Genomic DNA, 19090 nt, shown 5'->3' on the forward strand with positions numbered 1-19090 from the left:
TCAGGACATCCATCCAAAAGGAAGGTGAATCCCATGAAATATGACGAAAAAGAGATTACAGCATTTTTCCATGCACTCGACCGGAGCAGGTTCATGGACCGGCATAAGGAGGAAGCCGAGATGGATGTGCCCTTCCCCATCGGGCACGGGCAGACGATATCCCAGCCCTCCCTCGTGCTGGAGATGACCCTCCGCCTTGATCTGGAATCCGGCAGCAAAGTGCTGGAGGTCGGCACCGGTTCCGGCTTCCAGACGGCACTTTTGGCGAAATTTGCTGAAAGCGTGTATACGGTCGAAAGAATCAGGGCACTTCATGAGAGTGCCCAGAAAAAACTGGCTGCAGAAGGGTTCTCCAATATCCACTTCCATTATGGCGACGGCAACCTCGGCTGGGAGGCACATGCGCCATATGACAGAATCATGGTGACTGCCGCCGCAGGGGATATCCCACCTGCCCTCGTCCGCCAACTGGCACCCGGCGGAAAAATGGTCATTCCCGTCGGTGACACGTTCAATCAGGAGCTCCGGCTCGTCGAAAAGGACGAGGATGGGGGCGTTCACACTTCCTTCATCGAACACGTGAGGTTCGTCAGGCTCAAAAAAGATAAAGAGTAGCCCGTCCTGCTTCCCTTGATGTATTTATTGCTATACTATATAGTGTATAACAATACATACTAGGAGGATATGAAATGACGACAGACGTACTTTACAAACAGTCCTACAAGAACCGCCTCGGTGAAATCAACAAGCTTGCCCCGGAAGCCGCGAAGGCATTCGGACAGTTCGACCAGAAAGCGATGGCGGAAGGTGTACTCCCCGGCAAACTGAAGGAGCTCATCGCCGTGGCAGTGGCCCATGTGACCGGCTGCCCGTACTGCATCGATATCCACGTGAAAAATTTGAAGAAGCTCGACGGCTCCAAAGCGGAGATGGCGGAATCCATCATGGTCGCCACTGCCCTCAAGGCAGGATCAGCATATGCCCACAGCATCAATGCGCTGAACGCCTATGATGGAAACGAAGACGACAACCTCTACGCCAAAGGGGATCTTAAGAATCTCGCACAGCTCAACAAGGTCACACCTGAAATCAACAAGGCATTCCAGCAGTTCGATGCCGCCGCCATGCAGGAAGGCGCACTCACAGCAAAGGAGAAAGAGATCATCGCTGTCGCCATCGCCCATGTGACCGGCTGCCCGTACTGCATCGAAATCCATACGGGAAATGCCAAAAAGATGAACGTCACGAAAGAGGAGATCGCGGAATCCATCTTCGTCGCAACAACATTGAAGGCCGGTTCGGCATACGCCCATGGCATCAATGCACTGAACGCCTATGATGAATAGATGAAAAGAGCCTCATCCATATAATATGGATGAGGCATTTTTATTGCCTGCCGATCATTTCGGTGCAGCAGCTGTTTCGTCCCTTTCAATGACGACACCATTTGATACCAGATTGACCGGGTTTTGAAGGGTGTCCCCTACCGGACAATTCGCTTCGACAAACTGTATGAACTTCTCAACTTCTGCTTCAGGCGCATCTGTTCTGATATGGAATTTATAGCGTATATCCGAAAAGCCAGGGCGGATGGCACCATTGCTCATGAAGCCATCACTATCTATGTCCCCTTCCAGTTCCACCTTCAACGATTCGATGTCGATGCCGAACTGTTTCGCCGACATCCGCGCTATGATCGCCTGGCAGGCGCCAAGGGATGATAGCAGGAGTTCGACAGGATTCTCGGCAGTATCTTCTCCGCCCAGACTTGCTGGTTCATCCACCATCACCTTGTGCTGTCGTGCCTGCGTTTCAACTTTGACATTTTCCTTCAGATCCGCTGTTGCCCTGTATGTTTTGATCGGCATAATGATTCTCCTCAATTTTTATTTTCCGGTCAGCCGTATCAGCTGCCCACTTCCTCTTTCCGGACCGTTTCGAGCTCACGGCCGAGGAACTTCGCCAGTTCAAGCATGCCGTACTGGCCGGCTTCGGCTTCTGCATCACTGTTGTAGTTTGTATTCGTATTGATGTCATAAGTGTAGAGGTTTCCATCTTCATCCTGGATGAATTCGATGCCTGCAACATTGATGCTGTTGTTTGCGAGCACCTTCTTATAATTTTCAAGGATTGGATGGTGGAAATCCTTGATGATCCTGAATTTCGGGGTCTCCGCTTCCTCCTGCTCCTCCGCCGGGCAGAACAGGTCCTCTATGGAACACGCGTCCGCCGGGCACAGTTCGAACCCTTCGGACGTATCGACACGGACGGCATAGACGAATTCACCGCCGACGAATTCGCAGCGTGTAATGGAGGCATCCGGTGATTTGATGTAGTCCTGGAGCAGGGTCACGCCATCCACCGGCTCCTCGAATGCCTCACTTCCGACATATGCTTCGAGTGCTTCGATGGAATCGAACAGCTGGACGCCGAGGCCTTTGCCGGCACGATTATGCTTCGTAATGAAGGATTTTCCCTCAAACCGTTTCGCTGCTTCCAGAATCTGGTCCTTGCCGACGGCGGCCACCGTATTCGGCGTCTTTACGCCGTGTTTTTCAAGCTCCAGGTATTGGGACACCTTGCTCACTTCCAGCTGCAGGGCCCGGCTGCCGTTGATTACCGTACGTCCATGGTACTCCAGCCACGCAAGGACAGCATTTGTAAGCTCCGGAGAATAACGGTTGCCCCGCGTATGTGAAGACGCACTGATCCTGTTGTAGAAGACGCCTTCCGGCGGTTCTGCAGTCAAGTCGACCGTACCCTCCGACAGAAGCCAGTCCTCATAGGGCAGCCCCAGTTCATCCAGCCGCTTGAAAAGATGGTCGGTCCATTCCGGGTTTTCGTGCAGTACATATATTTTGGCCATGCTGTATCACTCCTTCAGTATTTATAAGATACTTTTTGTCTGCGTTATGCTGCACCTATAAAAATATAAGCCCTTTCCGGGTGGGAAAAGAGCTTCAGACAATCCATATCTCTTCTCATCTTCCAGGCACAGACCTGATGGAATTGGCACAGTATTCATGAAGAACCCGCTGCCGAAGCGTCATCGGGCCATCTCCCTCTGCTTCTCTGGATAAGAATCAATTCATATTAAGTTGATAGGTTAATAGATATTCTATGCCATAATCCATGGATAGTCAATATGCAGAGCCTAAATTTCCAAACTGTTCCATTCTTTCTATTCATTCTGGACACCGACCTACAACAAACAGTGAGAGTAAACCACCTATCCTTTTATTAGTACAAGGGCTGGATTATACAACCTTCAATTAAATGCTTTCACTTTCTGAAAATTGACCAGACTAAAATGTACGTTATGTACATTATGTACGCATGGTGTTATAATAATATTTAGAGGAGTGAAAAATATGCAAAAGACTTTAAAAGCTACTGAAGTTAGAAAACAATGGAGCCGGTTTAATGATGAAGTCATACGTTCAGGCCCCCGCTTTGTCAGGAGGAATAGAGATGAGTGGGCCGCTCTCAACATCGGCCATTTGGAAACTATTCTAGAGAATTTCATATTGGAAGTTGAATTGTTCATTGAAGAGGATAATTCTGTAACAGCCTCATTTGCAGATTTTGACTTGGTGGAGAACGGCGGGACAGAAGAAGAAGCCCTGGATTTTTTGACTGATGAATTGATTGAGTATGCTGAAGAATACCAGAATAATTTCAATATGTACTTTAATTCTCCCAACAGACGTCCCCATTTTCCATATGTTTTGAAAGTCCTTTCACAAGATACTAAAGAAGAAGTAAAATCACTTATACGATGCCGAGCTGGAAAGAGATAGAACGATTCTGTCGTAGAGATGGCTGGGAAGAATTCAAAACTAAAGGACACCATATATACTTTAGAAAACATATGGATGATGGAACAATCAAAAGAACAAAAGTCTCCAGAGGCACCGGAGAAGTCAGAGGACATTTGTGGAAAGAGATCTTGAAAAAGCAACTACAAGTAACTGAGGAATACTTCAATAGGAACAAGTAACGGTTCTTTATTGAGGTATTCCTCTTAATTATGCAAATATGTCTAAAATTTTATGGCTTTGATATAGGTAATGTATGTGATGGCTATAATTTCTAAGGAGATCATTGCACATATTTCAAGTTAACTAAGTTTATTTTTGATAACTCTACATATATTTTATCAATTTCTCTTTTTCCGTTTAACTCGATAGATTCGTAAGATTGTGAACTTTTTTTAAAACCTTTTTTATTAACCTTTGTAATATGTGGGATGTCGGGAGAATCATAAATCTTGTCTAGTTCCTTTTTTAATTCTTTTAGCCTTTCGTTATTAGCTGACAAATATATCTCATTAGCACTTATATAGAGCTTTACTATTGAATCGTAAAACCCTTGTATTAAATTTTTTACATCTATATCTTCTGTAAGACTTTCCAACTCTTTCAATATATTTTTTTTCCACTTATAGCCCGAATTGATCATTGCGTTTATGTCAATATAAATGTCATAGGTTGCCTTTTTATTTGGATTGCCACCGTCTATATTAAGATCCATTTTTGTTATTGCAAACCCTTTGTGCTGAGTAAAGTTCCTTAAATGATAGCAGAATCTGTATGAAAAACTATTGTCGTATACTTCATGAGTTTTATTTTTCCAATCTCTAAAGTATTTTGATCCTTCACTCCATCTTTCTTTAAACTGATTTTCAATATAAGTAATAAATAGTTTTGCAGATGAAAGTAGATGGATAAAATAATAATTAACGAGATATTCCTCACCTTCTCTCCCGTCTTTTTCTATTTTTTGAGTATAATTGATAATATTTGCTACGTCTTCCAAGAAGATATCATACATTTGATTTATCTTTTTAAAATCTGAGTAATATCTAGAAGTTTCGTAAAACAATTCTTTTTCTTCTTCGGACAAATTATAATTCTGAATCTCCAATTGCTTTTCTCCATTTTTAAGTTTAAGCAAAGCAAATCTCTCTATAACATTGTCATTTTTTAAGTATCCATTTATTTCTTGATTTCTTCTTTCATTAGCCATACCTACGACCTCCATTACTTGTAATACATCTCCATCTTTAAAAATATACAAAAGATTTTATATCGTTGTTAGGTTACTTCAATTGTAAAAAGAGCCTCTACTCTTCCAATAGAGACCCTTCTCCTCCTAAGCTGTATTCGGCCAACCCTTGTACTGCTCTTCTGCCTGTTCCATAATCGCCTCTCTGATTTTTATCAGTTTCTCGCCTTTGATGCCATTCCTTATCAGGACGACTTTAACGGCATTGCTGACTTTGGCATGGATGTTCTTTCTATGGTCACTCAACCAGTCCTGGCTCAGGTTCTTTTTCAGCTCCTTGACGACTTCATGAACGAGGTCTGCAAGGAATTTATTATCGAAAGCATCTGATTCCATTGCGGTGATCGCTTTGTAGAATTCTGCTTCTTCATCTGAAAGACCAAGTGCTTTGCGGAATTTCACTTCTTCATCCGTCTCTTTTCTCATATCTATCATGATGCGGACGACATCAGCTGCCTGGATGATGCGATTGTGATAGTCCATCAAAGTTTTCTCGAGCAGTTGCCGCATCTTTTTTTCTTTTGGACTGTTCGGCTTGAAGTTCACTTTGATATGGTCCTCAAGCAACTTTTTCAACAGCTTCAGTCTCAGGTCTTCATGGACTTGCTTGTCTTCGACATCCTTCAGAAATGCATCGTCCAGTATGCTGATATCCGGTTTTTCTATACCAGCCACCTGATATATATCGATTGGTTCTTTCGACTCCAGATGCGCATCCAGCATCTCAGTGAGACGCTCTTCAATGGTACTGTTTTTCTTGTCCTGCCCACCTGCCGCCGTCAAATGCTTTTTGAGCTGAATCCGCACCATCTGATAGAGTGCTACTTCATCAGCATATGGCAGAATCGCTTCGAGATGCTGGATGAGCTTATAGGCCTTTTCCAGCTTTACACAGGTTTCGACATAATGCTCCGGATCGCCATTCAGCTGTCCATTCACAATATCGGCAATGTAATTTTCACGTTCCACCTTCGATAGTTTCCGCCAGTCTTCCGTATGCTCTCGATGGTCCACCATCTGCCGGACATTTTGAAGTTTTTCATGGAATATATCCACCGCCTTGGACAGGTCAATATCCATATCGTTGGTTGTGCCGTCTCCGGTATACTGGTTTGTCGCTTCCTTAAGGGAAGTGGCAATGCCGATGAAATCGATGATCAGACCACCTTCCTTTCCAGGGAAGACACGGTTGACGCGGGCAATCGCCTGTATCAGCGTATGCCCTCTCATCGGCTTGTCCACGTAGAGGAATGAAAGGTTGGGTGCATCAAAGCCGGTCAGCCACATGGAGACCACAATGACAAACTTCAGTGGATCTTTCGGATCTTTCAGACGCCTTTTCACTTCCTCCTGCTCATCCTTCGTCTTTATGTGTGCATATCTACTGCCTGGGTTCCGTCGCCGCCATGCTTCCGGATCTTTCGAGACATTGCCCGTCATCACAACCTCGATTTCCGGACAGTCCTCATGCCGCTTCATATCCTCATGAAGACGGACAGCGATGTTTCGGCTCATGCAGACGATCATGCCCTTTTGGAATGGATCGGCTGCTTCATGGAAATGGTCCAGGATGCTCCGAGACAGCTGGTTCAACCGCTTCTGTGTGCCGACCACTTTCTCCAGAGCGGCCCATTTCAATTTATAACTGTCCGACGCCTCATCCTCCAACCCGACTTCCTCTACAAGATCCGAGAATTCCTGGTCTATATCCGCGCCGTCATAATCCAGTGGAATCAGACGGGATTCATAATAGAGGGGGACGACCGCCTTGTCCCTCACTGCCTGGGCCATATCGTAGCGGTGGATCACATGGCCAAATATTTCTTCTGTGTTGTTGCCCAGCAATTTTACAGGTGTACCTGTAAAGCCGACAAAAGAGGCATTCGGCAAGGCATGACGCAATTGTGCCGCATAGCCGCCATCAAAACCGCTTTGCGTCCGATGCGCTTCATCGCTGATCACTATGATATTACTGCGTTCCGAGAGAACAGGATGCTTCGCCTCCTCTTCTTTGAGACGGAATTTCTCAATGGTGGAGAAGACGATCTGTCCCCCTTCTCCCCTTAAATTCTGCCTTAATTCATCTGCAGTCTTTGCATGATGGATATGGCCGATCAGACTGTATCCTTCAGAGAAAGTGTCATGCAGCTGCTCATCCAGATCATTGCGATCCACCTGAACGACGATAGTTGGGTTGTCCAGTGAGCCATGCCGGGCGAGAATGGCGGCATAGAACAACATGCTGATGGACTTGCCTGAGCCTGTCGTATGATACATCACACCGATTCTCCGGTCACCTTCCGGTCGCGTGGCACGCACCGTTTCCTCAATGGCAAAATTCACACCGAAGAACTGGTGATACTTCGCACCAATTTTTGCATGTTGGCCGCCTTTATCCATGAACACGATGAAGTTGCGGATATAGTTCAACAGACGCGCCTTGTCGAACAAGCCATTCACCAGTGTGCGCATCGTATTGGCGAGATTATCATCCACTCTCACCCCATCGATCGATTTCCACGAAGAGAAGAAGTCATAATCCGCGCCCGGCATGCCATGCTTCGTCTCCACCCCATCAGAAACTACAGTAAATGCGTTGTACTCGAAAAGCCGGGAAATATCGAACGTGTAGTTCCGAATCTGAGTGTATGCATCGAGTACTGTTGCATTTTCACTATTCGGATTCTTCAACTCAAAAACAATCAGCGGCAGACCATTGATAAAAACCACAAGATCAGGAATCCTCGTCATTCGGCCTTCTACCGAAAATTGGTTTACGACTAAAAAATCATTATTCTCGGGATGCGCCCAGTCAATCGCATAGACATGCTGGACCTTCTCCTCGTCATTCTCATCGTAAACAAACTCCGTCCCCTTCGTCAGCCTCTGATGAAAATCGAAATTCCGTTCCTGCCAGCCAAACCCGTCACTAAGCAAAAAAGAATCCGCCAGTCTGCCAATCTCATCAAAAGGGATCATTGGGTAGGTCCTTCCAAGAAAAGCTTCAAGCCGATTTTTCAGCACCACTTCCTGGAACCTTTCACGTTCACCCCTCTGGAACAATTCCTGGCTATGGAGATATTCGTAGCCCATCCGTCCCAGACGTTCAATCGTTGTTTCCTCAAAATCAGTTTCCGCCAGTTTCCCCATACATATCCCTCCTCTACTTCGTCGCTTCCTCCACCCGCTGCTCAGCATCCGATAAATCAATCTCTCCTGATAGGAGTTTAGGAAGGAGGTAATCTCTTGTTTCAGCAAGTTTATCGATTTCTCTTTGATTTGCTTCAATTAAAGCGAAAATATTTTCTATCCTTTTTAATAAATCTGAAAGACTATTTTTATTTATTGGAACAGCAACCTTTAAGCCCTTAACCATTTGCTGATTAATATTTTGTTGAGCTCCTCCATTGGCAAGGCTTTTAATCCATGTTCTGTTATATTTTAAATATAAATATGCTAGAGAATTCGTTAGTTCTCCTTTAGAATCTAACGCACAGCATGCTTGGTTCGTAGTGGAGTCTGAACCCAATATCCCTAGTTGACTTACTGTTGCGCCATACATGGCAAGGAGAACCGTTCCTTTGGGCAATAACTTTGCAGAAGAATTTTCTATCGCCTCTTCTGTAATCTTTTCCTCCGTTTTAAAAATGAAAGAATCCTTTAGTTCTTTTGTTTTCACCCAATTGAAAGAACCTTCTTTATAATACTCTTCTTTTTTTCTACTGGGAGTGCCACCTGATGAGAAATTATATAGTTCTTTTAACGACTTTATTTCCCAACCTTCAGGAATTAATCCAATTTCCGAATCAACAAATTCTTCATCTTGGAACGAGCCAAAATCAACAAACCAATGCTTATAAAGTAGCATTGCTGTTTCTTCCAACGTTTTGTTCATTTTATTATTAATTTCCAGTTTACTGTTAATGTTATCTAAAATTTTCACAACTAAACCTTGTATGTTAAGCGAAGGAAGAGAGACTTGCATTTCTTTTATAGAACTAATAGTCAAAGCCTTTTGGGTCGAGCCTATGATTTGTTGATTTATTTCTTTTTTTCCTTCAGGTGACTGTAACCAATAATATATATATTTGCTAGTAGTGGTTTCTTTAAAGTTTCTAAACCAAGTTAAATTCCCATCTTTGAAATAAAATTTCTCTCCTCTTTTTATAAAATAAGGGACCCCAATCGTTCCTACAGAAGTAAGAAGGATATCCTCAGGCTCTGGAGAACCAAATTTCTGTTCTATTTCACTAAATTTTTCTTCAGAAATATACAGCGGGCTAGTTACCGTTTTATGCTTAAATTTTTCAATGATTTCTTTGGAACGGTAAAACGGTATACCCTCTTTTACATAGTCTCTCATATAAATACGTTTGCTTGACGTAATTTCACAGAGTTCACCAAGCTTCACCTTCTTTATTTCGTTCGTCAAATCATCCCCTCCAAATCCTTCTTGATTTTCTTCTGGAGACGGTTGGATTCTTCGAACTGTTCCAACAGTATTGTTCTTAGTTCTTCCATCTTTTCTTCGAATGGGATGCCGTCGTCTTCCACTGCTTCTGTGCCTACATAGACACCGGGAGTGAGTTTATAGTCGTTTTCTTTCACCTCATCCAATGTTGCTACCTTGCAGAACCCTGGGGTTCCTTCCACTTCTTCTTCATTGAATTTGAAGTTATGGTACGCATCTGCGATTTCCTTTATCTCTTCTTCAGAGAGTGCTTTTTGTCGTCGGCTGACGAGGGATCCTTTCTGACGTGCGTCGATGAAAAGGATTTCTTCTTGTCGTTCTCTGTATTTTCCTTTGCCACTCCTATTTCTGCTCAAGAAGAACAGGCATACTGGAATGCCTGTGGATAGGAAGAGTTTTTCCGGTAGGGCGACGATGCAGTCGATATAGCCATTATCCACAAACCATTCTCGGACGGGCTTTTCTCCTTTTTGATTGGTTGTCATGGCACCATTGGCCATGACGAAACCGGCGGATCCTTCGTCATTCAGGTGGTGGAAGAAGTGCTGCATCCACATGTAGTTGGCGTTTGAATCGGTAATGGGCCCAACGAGTCGTGAATCGTCACTGGAGATCCGGTCGGCGCCCCATTCACTCTGATTAAATGGTGGATTGGCGATGACATAGTCCGCTTTGAGTGCCTTGAACTGATCGTCCAGCAGAGAATTGCCGAGCCTGATTTCAGCGTTCAATCCATGGAGAAGTACGTTCATCTTGCCAAGGCGTGCTGTGGTGGTGACGTTCTCCTGTCCATAGAAGGACAGTTCGTGACGATACGGTGAGTATTCTTCCGATTGGATGAACATCCCGCCGGATCCACTTGCGGGATCGAACACTGTGCCCTTGATGGGTTCAAGCATCCTGACAAGCAAGGAAACGACGGAGTAGGGGGTGTAGAATTCTCCGCCCCGCTGCCCTTCTGTAGAAGCGAATTCGGAAATGAAATATTCGTACACCCGACCAAGCACGTCTACACTTCGTTCATTGTCGGCACTGAAAATGTCCCGTGAAAATATTTCGATCAAGCTAGATACATTTTCCGATGGCAGATTGCTGCCCTGGAAAGTGCGCGGAAGCATGCCCTCGAGTCCCGGATTTTCTTCTTCCAGGTATTTCATCGCGTTATCCAGAATTTCTTTTATATTCGACTGTTTCGCATTTTTAAGTATATACGGCCAGCTTGCTTTCTCCGGCACGACGTACACATTCTCCGCCATGTACATCTCTCTATCTTCGAGAATGATTTCCCTTGTTTCCCTGTCTTCCATATACAAATCACTCTTTGGCTCTCTGACCAATTGACCGAGTTCCTGCCTGCGCAATTCATAGCGATTGGATAGATAGCGCAGGAATATGAGAGGCAGGACATAATGCTTATAATCCGCCGGTGCAACGGACCCTCTCATTTTTGTTGCTGCATCGAATAGGTCTTTCTGAAAATTTATATCTGCTTTTGCGGCCACTTGAATTCCTCCTGGATACTGCTTTATGTATATTCGTTATTTTTAATTGTTGCTTCAACTGGATTTTAACATATATTGAGTGAAAGGATACGGTGTCCATTGCTTACCTTCCGACTTCGACGGGTAGAGGCAATAGTAGAGACATATAATTTCCAATGGGGTGAAATGATGGATATCAAAGCATATGTTGCTGAAGACGAGAACGTTGAACTGAAGGATGTACAGCTGAAGGATGTCGGTCCGGATGAGCTGCTGATCCGCATTGTGGGAAGCGGGCTCTGCCATACGGACCTTGGTGTGCTGCACCAGGACACACCGACACCGACGCCGATCGTCCTTGGTCATGAAGGGGCCGGAATCGTGGAGCAGACAGGTTCTGCAGTCACTGATTTTGAGGAAGGCGATCATGTGGTCGTATCCTTCAACTACTGCGGCAAATGTGAGAATTGCCTGAACGGCATACCGAGTGCATGCGAGAATTTCTTTGCTGCGAATTTCGGCGTCTCAATGGAGGCATCCGACTCAAAAATAGCCGATGGAGATGAGAAGGTGGCACGCCTTTTCGGGCAATCGTCCCTTGCGACACACTGCATCTCCAATATCAGGAATACCGTAAAGATTGAAGACAAGGATGTCGACCTCGCACTTCTCGGTCCCCTGGCGTGCGGCATCCAGACCGGTGCAGGCACGGTATTAAACAAACTGAAGCCGGGGATTGGCGATGCCATCGTCATATTCGGCTGCGGTTCTGTAGGCCTGAGTGCAGTCATGGGTGCGAAACTTGCCAACTGCAGGACGATCATTGCAGCCGACGTCCATGAAAACCGCCTGGAGATGGCGAAGGCGTTCGGTGCCACGCACGTCATCAACAGCAGGGAAGAGGATCCGGTCGAATCCATCAAGTCCATCACCAATGGCGGTGCACACTACGCCATAGAGGCTTCCGGCGTCTCCCCTGTCGTCCTTCAGGCCATCCGTTCCGTCCGGCCGCTTGGTACGATCGCCCTCGTCGGTGTGGCAGGAAACCTGGATTTCCATATCCACGACGAACTGATTCCGACAAACAAGACAATGGTCGGGGTCGTCGAAGGACAGGCAGTACCGAAACTCTTCATACCCGAGCTCATCTCCCAGTACAAGGCAGGAAAGTTCCCATTCGACAAGCTCATCAAAAAGTATGAAATGCACGAACTCGACAAAGCCATCGAAGATATGGAGTCGGGTGAGACACTCAAACCCGTCATCGAGTTCTCCTGACAGAAAACATCCTCCGGGACCCGTGGTCCCGGAGGATGTTCTTCATTACTGTACCGCTTCCGGCAATTCGATTTCACCAACATCATTGAAGGACGTGAATTCCACATCGCCCGACAATTCATACTCGCCTTCGGCATCTTCACCTTCGGCATCGTAGTCGATGGACTGGATGAGCGCATCCTCCTTCCCCACAACAATTTCTACATCGTTGTGTATGGCAGAAGTATCAATAGCTCCGAAATCCACAGCAAAGAGCTCCTCGAACGTCCTGAACACTTCTTCACTCTCCCCATCAGCCGTATAGATGACCTGGTCGCCCTCCTCAACGGACTCCAGTTCATCCTTGATGTCTGCAAATGAATGGACTGCATTCTCATATGTCACATGATAGAGCTGCTCGGCACCGACGGAATCAGAAATGTCGATCCAATCCGTGCCGTTGTTGTAGTACGTCCTTCCATCCTTGGAAATCGTGCGGTCCTCGCCTTCAGACTTCAGATGAAGGGACGGCGGGTCACCGTCCTTGAACCGAACATCGGCTTCAAGCATCTCCGGCGCGCCGCCATCGACAACCGCCTCAAGATCAAGGACAGCCTGATAGCTCTCGATTTCCACGGCCTTCTCCACGACTGCGGAAAGTGATTCATCGTCCGTCTCTATATCGGACAGTGAACGCTCCGTCTCGCGCGATTCCTGTGTCGCCTCTTCTGACGTTTCATCTATATTATCCTCCGTCTCCTCCTGGCAGCCGGCCATAATGGCGGTTGCAGTAAGGGTCGCGAACAGATACTTTGAAACCTTCATATTCCTTACTCCTTAGAACACTGATTTTTCATAAATCATATCATGGATCATTTCAATTCACTAACAATATGCTAGTGGCTGACGCGCCGCCTCGCCTTCTTTTCCGATTGCCTGCGCATCTCCTGGAGGCGGCTGAAGGTATAGATGGCAAGACCGCTCCATATCAGGATATAGGCCACCGTATGGATGTCCGTGAATGCTTCATCATACATGAAGACACCGATCAGGAGCATAATCGTCGGCGCGAAGTACTGAAGGATGCCGATCAGGGACAGTCGGATGCGCTGGGCTCCGAGGGAGAACAGCAGAAGCGGAACCGCTGTAATCACACCTGTCCCCATCATGACCAGGCTGTCTGCATTGATTCCGAAGTTCCCCCCGCCGCTGCCTTCAAGGAACAGTATGTAGACGAGGGCGAATGGCGCCAGGACGAATGTTTCGACGGCCAGCGCGAATACCGCGTCCATATTGATGACCTTCTTGATCAGGCCATAGATGCTGAACGACAGCGCCAGGGAAAGGGAGATCCATGGCGCGGACCCGAGACCCACAGCCAGGTATGTAACACCGAGGAAGACGATGATGATTGCCACCCATTGCAATTTTGAGAACCGCTCCCCCAGGATGACGAAACCGATCAATATGCTGATCAATGGATTGATGTAGTAGCCGAGGCTCGCATCCAGGATATGTCCGTTATTCACAGCGACGATGTAAAGCAGCCAGTTGGTGGTTATGACGGCTGAAGCGGCAAACAGTGCAACAATCTTCTTCCCGTCCCGGAAGATGAATTTCAAGTCCTTGTAGAATAGATGCATCCTGTTGGTGACGAGGATGAATACAATCATGAATACGAAGGCCCACAGGACCCTGTGGGCGATCAGTTCATAGGAAGAGATGTGTTCAACCTGCTTCCAGTAGATGGGCAGGAAGCCCCATATCAGATATGCCCCGAGGGCAAAAATTATGCCTTTGCTGTTTTCACTCATGTCTTCACCTCTTTTTAAGCATTACAGCAATTTTACTCCTCTCAAATATAATTTCAAGACAAAAAATAAGATTGAAACAGCTGTTTCAATCTTCGTCCGGGATTCACGCTTGGTGTACCCGGCGGTATTCACGGTCGAGTGTATCACGGCCCTTGAAATAGTATGCGGTAATGCTGCCGATCATGAAGTACATCACCACGGCATATACTGCAACCATCAGGAGCGCCCCTGCCACCATGAGTATGGGGAAGGCGAATTCATTTACGAAAATGCCGAGCATTATCGCTGCCATGATGAATATGAGGTAGATGGCGAGCGGGATCAGCCAGAGCAGGACATTGCTGAAGAGCAGCTTCCAAATGCGCTCCCCACTGCGGAACATGACATCCCATGCCACTTTGAATTTATCGGTTGTGGGAATGAGCGGCTGGTCGACATAGGCCATATAGACAAGGAACATGTAGATGGCGATCAGTATATAAGGGATGTATGAAAGCATCACCACCAGGAAATTGAGCAGGACCACTCCGATGACCAGACCAATCTGGGTGCCCGACAATCCACTCCCCTGCTCCAATGTCTCCGCCAGCGTGATCAGCGGCGTGTTGATCGCCATCAGTATGATCTGCATGAGGAGGCCGAGTAGAAAGGAAATTACGAAATAGGCGACCAGTACGAGCAGCCCCAGCTTGATCACTTTGCTGTATCTGCCCTTTGTGAACACTTTGAATGCTTCCTTAAATCCGAAGTCGCGGCCCAGGTATGTACATGCATAATAGCGTATGATGCCCACCCCGAATGGATAGAACAGGAAGACGCCGGCAAGAAGGAACAGGAAGCCCACTGCAAATACCCACAGCACCACCACTCCACTGTCGATGAATGAAAATGGCGCTGCCATCACCAGAATGAACAGGCCGGCGGCCGCATACATCAGTATGAACGCCAGTACCGTCAGCCAGAACGTTTTCATATGAGCGCCTTCGCCGTTCCTCTTATATGCTGCCTGATAATCGAACATGAAATGCCCTCCTTTTTCTTCCAGTATAACACTTGGCTGCCTGTCTTTTAATCCATAACATGTGTTTTGTCACACATTGCGTGACAAACCCGCTTTTTGTTTATATTGTAAGCGCTCACTTTTAGGATTATTATTAAATTACACTAAATATTTACAAGGGGTGACAATTATGTCCGAAGAAAAGAAAGGATTCTCCCGCAAGGTCCAGGCATTCGGCTCTTTCCTGAGCAGCATGATCATGCCGAACATCGCCGCCTTCATCGCCTGGGGTCTGATTACCGCACTATTCATTGAAGCCGGATGGCTGCCGAATGAAGAGCTTGCCGGCATGGTCGGCCCGATGATCACGTACCTCCTGCCGCTGCTCATCGCCTACACCGGCGGTAAGCTCGTCCACGACGTCCGCGGCGGGGTCGTCGGCTCCACTGCGACGATGGGGATCATTACAGCATTCCCCGACTCCCCGATGCTCCTCGGCGCCATGATCATGGGGCCGCTCGGCGGCTACCTGATCAAACAGGTCGACCGTGTGCTTGTACCACGCATCCGCCAGGGGCTTGAGATGCTTGTCAATAACTTCTCTGCCGGCATCCTTGCCTTCCTGCTCGCGCTGTTTGGCTTCTACGGTCTCGGCCCCGTCGTATCCTGGCTGACGAACATGCTCGGAAAGCTCGTCGACATCGTCGTCGAAGCCGGCCTCCTGCCACTGGCGAGCATATTCATCGAGCCCGCAAAAGTCGTCTTCCTGAACAATGCCATCAACCATGGTGTTCTGACACCACTGGCCACAGAAGAAGTTCAGGAAGCGGGACGCTCCATACTATTCACGCTCGAATCCAACCCCGGTCCCGGTCTCGGCATCCTTGTCGCCTACATGGTGTTCGGCAAGGGGACTGCACGTGCAACTGCACCGGGTGCTGCCATCATCCAGTTCGTCGGTGGTATCCATGAGATCTACTTCCCGTACATTCTCATGAAACCGCTGCTCGTCGTCGCCGCAATACTCGGTGGTGCAACAGGCATCTTCACTTTCAGCCTGTTCGGTTTCGGACTTTCCGGTCCTCCGGCACCAGGCAGCATCATCGCGTACTTCGCCATGACGCCAAGGGGCGAGCATCTGATCATGTTCCTCGGCGTATTCGCAGCCGCACTCGTCTCCTTCATCGTAGCTTCACTCATACTGAAGTTCACCCGCCAGCCTGACGATGACATTGTCGGCGCGACGGAGAAGATGGAAGCGACCAAAGGCAGGAAATCTTCCGTTGCAGGCTCCCTGACACAGGCTGAGGCTGCCGAGACGGAAACTGCAGAAGCTGCGACCTTCGACTATGGCAAAGTGGACAAGATCGTCTTCGCCTGTGACGCCGGCATGGGTTCAAGTGCCATGGGCGCCGGCATGCTGAAGAATAAGTTCAAAAAAGAAGGACTCGACATCGAAGTCACGAATTCGGCCATCAACCAGCTGAAGGGTGATGAAGACATCATCATCACACAGAAGACGCTGACTGAAAGGGCCGAAAGCAAAGTGCCTACTGCCAAGCATATTTCGGTCGACAACTTCCTCAACAGTCCGAAATATGATGAACTGACGGAAGAACTGAAGCGGGAGCAGAAAGGCTCAACAACAGACGGCCAGGAAGCAGCGGACGCGCCATTCGACTACAGTCAAGTCGACAAAATCGTCTTCGCCTGCGATGCCGGCATGGGTTCAAGTGCCATGGGCGCGGGTATGTTGAAGAATAAGTTCAAAAAAGAAGGGCTCGACATCGATGTCACGAATTCGGCCATCAACCAGCTGAAGGGTGATGAAGACATCATCATCACACAGAAGACGCTGACTGAAAGGGCCGAAAGCAAAGTGCCTACTGCCAAGCATATTTCGGTCGACAACTTCCTCAACAGTCCGAAGTATGATGAACTGACGGAAGAACTCAAGAAACACCAGAAATAGAGATGAATACAAGGAGGTGCCATTATGATCAGTTCTCGGGAGAAAAAAATCATCAACGAGCTCATCTATCATAATGGCACCTTTCTGCTCATCAAGGAACTCGCAGACACCCTGGGGGTGTCCTCAAGGACCATCCACCGGGAACTGAAGAACGTCACCGATACGCTTGGTCAGCTCGGCATAGAGCTGATCAGGGAGTACAGAAAAGGCGTAAAGCTAGAACTTGGCCCGGGTGACATCGATAAACTCACCACCTTCATCAATACGCACGCGGGCAAGGATTTGAGCAACGAAGAGAAGAAGGTCGCACTCATCTATAATCTGATGCTGAATCCGGAAGGCCTCAAGAAGAGCGCCCTCGCCGTCGAACTCGGGGTCAGCGAGCACAAGGTCGATGAGCTGATCGAACAGATGGCTGCGCCCCTTGAGGCTTCGGGCCTTGAAATCAGAAAGACGCGCGCCATCGGTATACAGCTTGTCGGAGATGGACTGAATAAGCAGAATTTCCTGGCCGACATGATGGTCAATGAGCTCAATTCGAACAGCATCTACTCGGTCATCGAGAACAACTTCGTCTTCAGCTCCCTCGTCAACAGCAATATCATGGGGCTGCTTGAAGCCGACACCATCTTCAAAGTGGAACGGCTGCTCATGGATGAACTCGAGGTGCTGCCCTATCAGCTGACTGAAAATGCATACTTGAATCTGACACTGCATATCGTGCTCGCAATCGACCGCACCGAACATTCACAAAGCATCTCGGTCAAGCAGTCCCTCAAGGATGAACTGCGGAATACACAGGAATTCGAAGTGTCCTTGGCGCTCACCCTAAAGCTCGAAGATGAATTTTCCATCACATTCCCTGAAGAAGAGGTATATTTCATCTGCATGCACCTCCGGGGGAGTAGAAGAAAGTCGCGGGAGGCTGATGAAGCGGACTCCATCGAACTGCTTACCAGTGCATTCATTGATGCAGTGAGCCACAGGATGAACTATCCCTTCTATGCCTATCCGGAACTCAAGGAGGGGCTGATACTTCATATCGAACCGACGCTGCACCGGATGGCCTCCGGCATCATCACAGCCAATCCCCTGCTTGATTCGATAAAGGAAAGTTATCCGGCCCTGTTCGAAATCGTCGGTGAATGCTTCCGTCAGCACTTCAAGGTGGAGAAGCTCACCGAATCGGAGATCGGCTTCCTCACCATACACTTTGGCGGTATACTGCATGCCAACCCAAGGATTGAAGTGACGACGGTCTGCTCCAGCGGCATCGGCACAAGCCGAATTCTCGCGAATCAGCTAAAGAGCAGATTCAACAATATATTCATCCGGCAGGAACTCTCGATATCCGAAATTGCAGATAAGGAGATCCATGACGGGGAACTGGTGCTGAGCACAGTGCCGCTCGACCTTGAGAACTATATACTCGTCAGCCCCCTGCTTGATGCAAATGACGAAAAGAAGATCACAGAGGCGATGGCCCACATGGATGCCGCCCCGCTTCCAAAAGCGGCGGGGACCACCACAATGTCGGAAGTCAATCCAGACCGCGTAATCCAGGTTTCGGAACTCTATCTCAACCGCTCCTCCATCACCAGGGAGGAGCAAACCGATGCCCTCTCCTCAATCCGTGACGCACTGGACTCGGAAGCTGACATGCCGGAAGAAGACATCGACCGGGTCGTCCTGCAATTGAAGGACCGTTTCGAAGCAACTGGCTTCATCATCGGGGAGGATGGATTTTCCTATCCCCACATCAGGTCTCCGCTCATCAAGCACCACAGAATTGTTTTCATCCATAACTGTGGAGGTATAGAAGATAGGAACTACCTTGGGGAAGAAGTGACGGTCAACCACCAGATCATACTCCTTGTCCCGGAAGATACGCTTGCCGCTGAAGCGATCAGTGAGCTGAGTGTTCTGTTCGGGGAGCATCACATGAATATCCATGAACTTTATGAAAACCCGCAAAAAATAGAAGAAGCAATCAAGAACCACTTACGGACAATCTATAAATAGAAAGGA

15 protein-coding genes and 1 riboswitch are annotated in these 19090 nt (G+C 47.6%); of the genes, 6 read left to right on the forward strand and 9 right to left on the reverse strand.

Features of this window, described 5'->3' with window-relative positions; all coding sequences use genetic code 11:
- Nucleotides 1-33: 33 nt before the first annotated feature.
- Together BO53_RS0103145 and BO53_RS0103150 are read left to right on the forward strand one after the other, a co-directional pair.
- Nucleotides 34-615, forward strand: a complete 582-nt coding sequence (locus tag BO53_RS0103145; protein WP_031545346.1) for a protein-L-isoaspartate(D-aspartate) O-methyltransferase — start codon at nt 34-36, stop codon at nt 613-615.
- A gap of 74 nt (nt 616-689) precedes the next feature.
- On the forward strand, nt 690-1346 hold the full coding sequence (locus BO53_RS0103150) for a carboxymuconolactone decarboxylase family protein (protein WP_031545348.1): 657 nt from the start codon (nt 690-692) through the stop codon (nt 1344-1346).
- Nucleotides 1347-1400: 54 nt separating this feature from the next.
- Here the strand turns inward: BO53_RS0103150 and BO53_RS0103155 are convergent, their stop codons facing one another.
- Together BO53_RS0103155 and BO53_RS0103160 are read right to left on the reverse strand one after the other, a co-directional pair.
- On the reverse strand, nt 1401-1868 hold the full coding sequence (locus tag BO53_RS0103155) for an OsmC family protein (RefSeq protein WP_031545350.1): 468 nt from the start codon (nt 1866-1868) through the stop codon (nt 1401-1403).
- A 38-nt stretch (nt 1869-1906) separates the two neighbouring features.
- Nucleotides 1907-2866 carry an ATP-grasp domain-containing protein gene (locus tag BO53_RS0103160; protein WP_031545352.1) on the reverse strand — a complete coding sequence of 320 codons (960 nt, stop codon included), beginning with the start codon at nt 2864-2866 and terminating at the stop codon, nt 1907-1909.
- Nucleotides 2867-2978: 112 nt separating this feature from the next.
- Nucleotides 2979-3083: riboswitch (SAM riboswitch) on the reverse strand.
- Nucleotides 3084-3371: 288 nt separating this feature from the next.
- Between BO53_RS0103160 and BO53_RS0103165 the strand changes: the two genes are divergently transcribed.
- The gene (locus tag BO53_RS0103165; protein ID WP_031545353.1) at nt 3372-3800 is read left to right on the forward strand and encodes a hypothetical protein; all 429 of its coding nucleotides are present in this window, start codon (nt 3372-3374) and stop codon (nt 3798-3800) included.
- A 301-nt stretch (nt 3801-4101) separates the two neighbouring features.
- Here BO53_RS0103165 and BO53_RS0103170 read toward each other — a convergent pair whose 3' ends face one another.
- The 4 genes from BO53_RS0103170 to BO53_RS0103185 all read right to left on the reverse strand — a co-directional run bounded on the left by BO53_RS0103170 (nt 4102) and on the right by BO53_RS0103185 (nt 11040).
- Nucleotides 4102-5028, reverse strand: a complete 927-nt coding sequence (locus tag BO53_RS0103170; protein ID WP_031545355.1) for a hypothetical protein — start codon at nt 5026-5028, stop codon at nt 4102-4104.
- A 126-nt stretch (nt 5029-5154) separates the two neighbouring features.
- Complete coding sequence (locus tag BO53_RS0103175; RefSeq protein WP_031545357.1) at nt 5155-8217, reverse strand: type I restriction endonuclease subunit R; 3063 nt, start codon at nt 8215-8217, stop codon at nt 5155-5157.
- A gap of 13 nt (nt 8218-8230) precedes the next feature.
- Nucleotides 8231-9499 carry a restriction endonuclease subunit S gene (locus tag BO53_RS13675; RefSeq protein ID WP_084184865.1) on the reverse strand — a complete coding sequence of 423 codons (1269 nt, stop codon included), beginning with the start codon at nt 9497-9499 and terminating at the stop codon, nt 8231-8233.
- The gene (locus BO53_RS0103185) at nt 9496-11040 is read right to left on the reverse strand and encodes a type I restriction-modification system subunit M (RefSeq protein WP_031545361.1); all 1545 of its coding nucleotides are present in this window, start codon (nt 11038-11040) and stop codon (nt 9496-9498) included. Before BO53_RS0103185 ends, BO53_RS13675 begins: the two co-directional genes overlap by 4 nt.
- A gap of 168 nt (nt 11041-11208) precedes the next feature.
- On the opposite strand from BO53_RS0103185, the gene BO53_RS0103190 reads away from it, so the two are divergent.
- Nucleotides 11209-12297: an NAD(P)-dependent alcohol dehydrogenase gene (locus tag BO53_RS0103190; RefSeq protein WP_031545362.1), complete on the forward strand. Its 1089-nt coding sequence runs from the start codon at nt 11209-11211 to the stop codon at nt 12295-12297.
- 45 nt (nt 12298-12342) lie between these two features.
- On the opposite strand, the gene BO53_RS0103195 is transcribed toward BO53_RS0103190, so the two are convergent.
- The 3 genes from BO53_RS0103195 to BO53_RS0103205 form a co-directional block, all read right to left on the reverse strand.
- Nucleotides 12343-13101 carry a hypothetical protein gene (locus BO53_RS0103195; protein WP_031545364.1) on the reverse strand — a complete coding sequence of 253 codons (759 nt, stop codon included), beginning with the start codon at nt 13099-13101 and terminating at the stop codon, nt 12343-12345.
- A gap of 71 nt (nt 13102-13172) precedes the next feature.
- Nucleotides 13173-14090 (reverse strand): EamA family transporter RarD, encoded by a 918-nt coding sequence (gene rarD, locus BO53_RS0103200; protein WP_031545366.1) that lies wholly within the window; start codon nt 14088-14090, stop codon nt 13173-13175.
- A gap of 103 nt (nt 14091-14193) precedes the next feature.
- On the reverse strand, nt 14194-15111 hold the full coding sequence (locus BO53_RS0103205; RefSeq protein ID WP_051682986.1) for a hypothetical protein: 918 nt from the start codon (nt 15109-15111) through the stop codon (nt 14194-14196).
- A gap of 169 nt (nt 15112-15280) precedes the next feature.
- Between BO53_RS0103205 and BO53_RS0103210 the strand changes: the two genes are divergently transcribed.
- Together BO53_RS0103210 and BO53_RS0103215 are read left to right on the forward strand one after the other, a co-directional pair.
- Nucleotides 15281-17062 (forward strand): PTS mannitol transporter subunit IIBC, encoded by a 1782-nt coding sequence (locus tag BO53_RS0103210; protein ID WP_031545370.1) that lies wholly within the window; start codon nt 15281-15283, stop codon nt 17060-17062.
- A 24-nt stretch (nt 17063-17086) separates the two neighbouring features.
- A complete protein-coding gene (locus BO53_RS0103215; RefSeq protein WP_031545372.1) occupies nt 17087-19084 on the forward strand; it encodes a BglG family transcription antiterminator in 1998 nt (665 codons plus the stop codon).
- Nucleotides 19085-19090 lie beyond the last annotated feature (6 nt).

It is taken from the genome of Salinicoccus luteus DSM 17002 (genome assembly GCF_000712035.1).
Lineage (GTDB): Bacteria > Bacillota > Bacilli > Staphylococcales > Salinicoccaceae > Salinicoccus > Salinicoccus luteus.

Excerpts from the sequence above, each read along its gene's own strand:
- BO53_RS0103155 (WP_031545350.1), bottom strand. The coding sequence starts at position 1,868 with ATGCCGATCAAAACATACAGGGCAACAGCGGATCTGAAGGAAAATGTC.
- BO53_RS0103195 (WP_031545364.1), bottom strand. The coding sequence starts at position 13,101 with ATGAAGGTTTCAAAGTATCTGTTCGCGACCCTTACTGCAACCGCCATT.
- BO53_RS0103175 (WP_031545357.1), bottom strand. The coding sequence starts at position 8,217 with ATGGGGAAACTGGCGGAAACTGATTTTGAGGAAACAACGATTGAACGT.
- BO53_RS0103165 (WP_031545353.1), top strand. The coding sequence starts at position 3,372 with ATGCAAAAGACTTTAAAAGCTACTGAAGTTAGAAAACAATGGAGCCGG.
- BO53_RS0103160 (WP_031545352.1), bottom strand. The coding sequence starts at position 2,866 with ATGGCCAAAATATATGTACTGCACGAAAACCCGGAATGGACCGACCAT.
- BO53_RS0103205 (WP_051682986.1), bottom strand. The coding sequence starts at position 15,111 with ATGTTCGATTATCAGGCAGCATATAAGAGGAACGGCGAAGGCGCTCAT.
- BO53_RS0103150 (WP_031545348.1), top strand. The coding sequence starts at position 690 with ATGACGACAGACGTACTTTACAAACAGTCCTACAAGAACCGCCTCGGT.
- BO53_RS0103145 (WP_031545346.1), top strand. The coding sequence starts at position 34 with ATGAAATATGACGAAAAAGAGATTACAGCATTTTTCCATGCACTCGAC.
- BO53_RS0103190 (WP_031545362.1), top strand. The coding sequence starts at position 11,209 with ATGGATATCAAAGCATATGTTGCTGAAGACGAGAACGTTGAACTGAAG.
- BO53_RS0103170 (WP_031545355.1), bottom strand. The coding sequence starts at position 5,028 with ATGGCTAATGAAAGAAGAAATCAAGAAATAAATGGATACTTAAAAAAT.
- rarD (WP_031545366.1), bottom strand. The coding sequence starts at position 14,090 with ATGAGTGAAAACAGCAAAGGCATAATTTTTGCCCTCGGGGCATATCTG.
- BO53_RS0103215 (WP_031545372.1), top strand. The coding sequence starts at position 17,087 with ATGATCAGTTCTCGGGAGAAAAAAATCATCAACGAGCTCATCTATCAT.
- BO53_RS0103210 (WP_031545370.1), top strand. The coding sequence starts at position 15,281 with ATGTCCGAAGAAAAGAAAGGATTCTCCCGCAAGGTCCAGGCATTCGGC.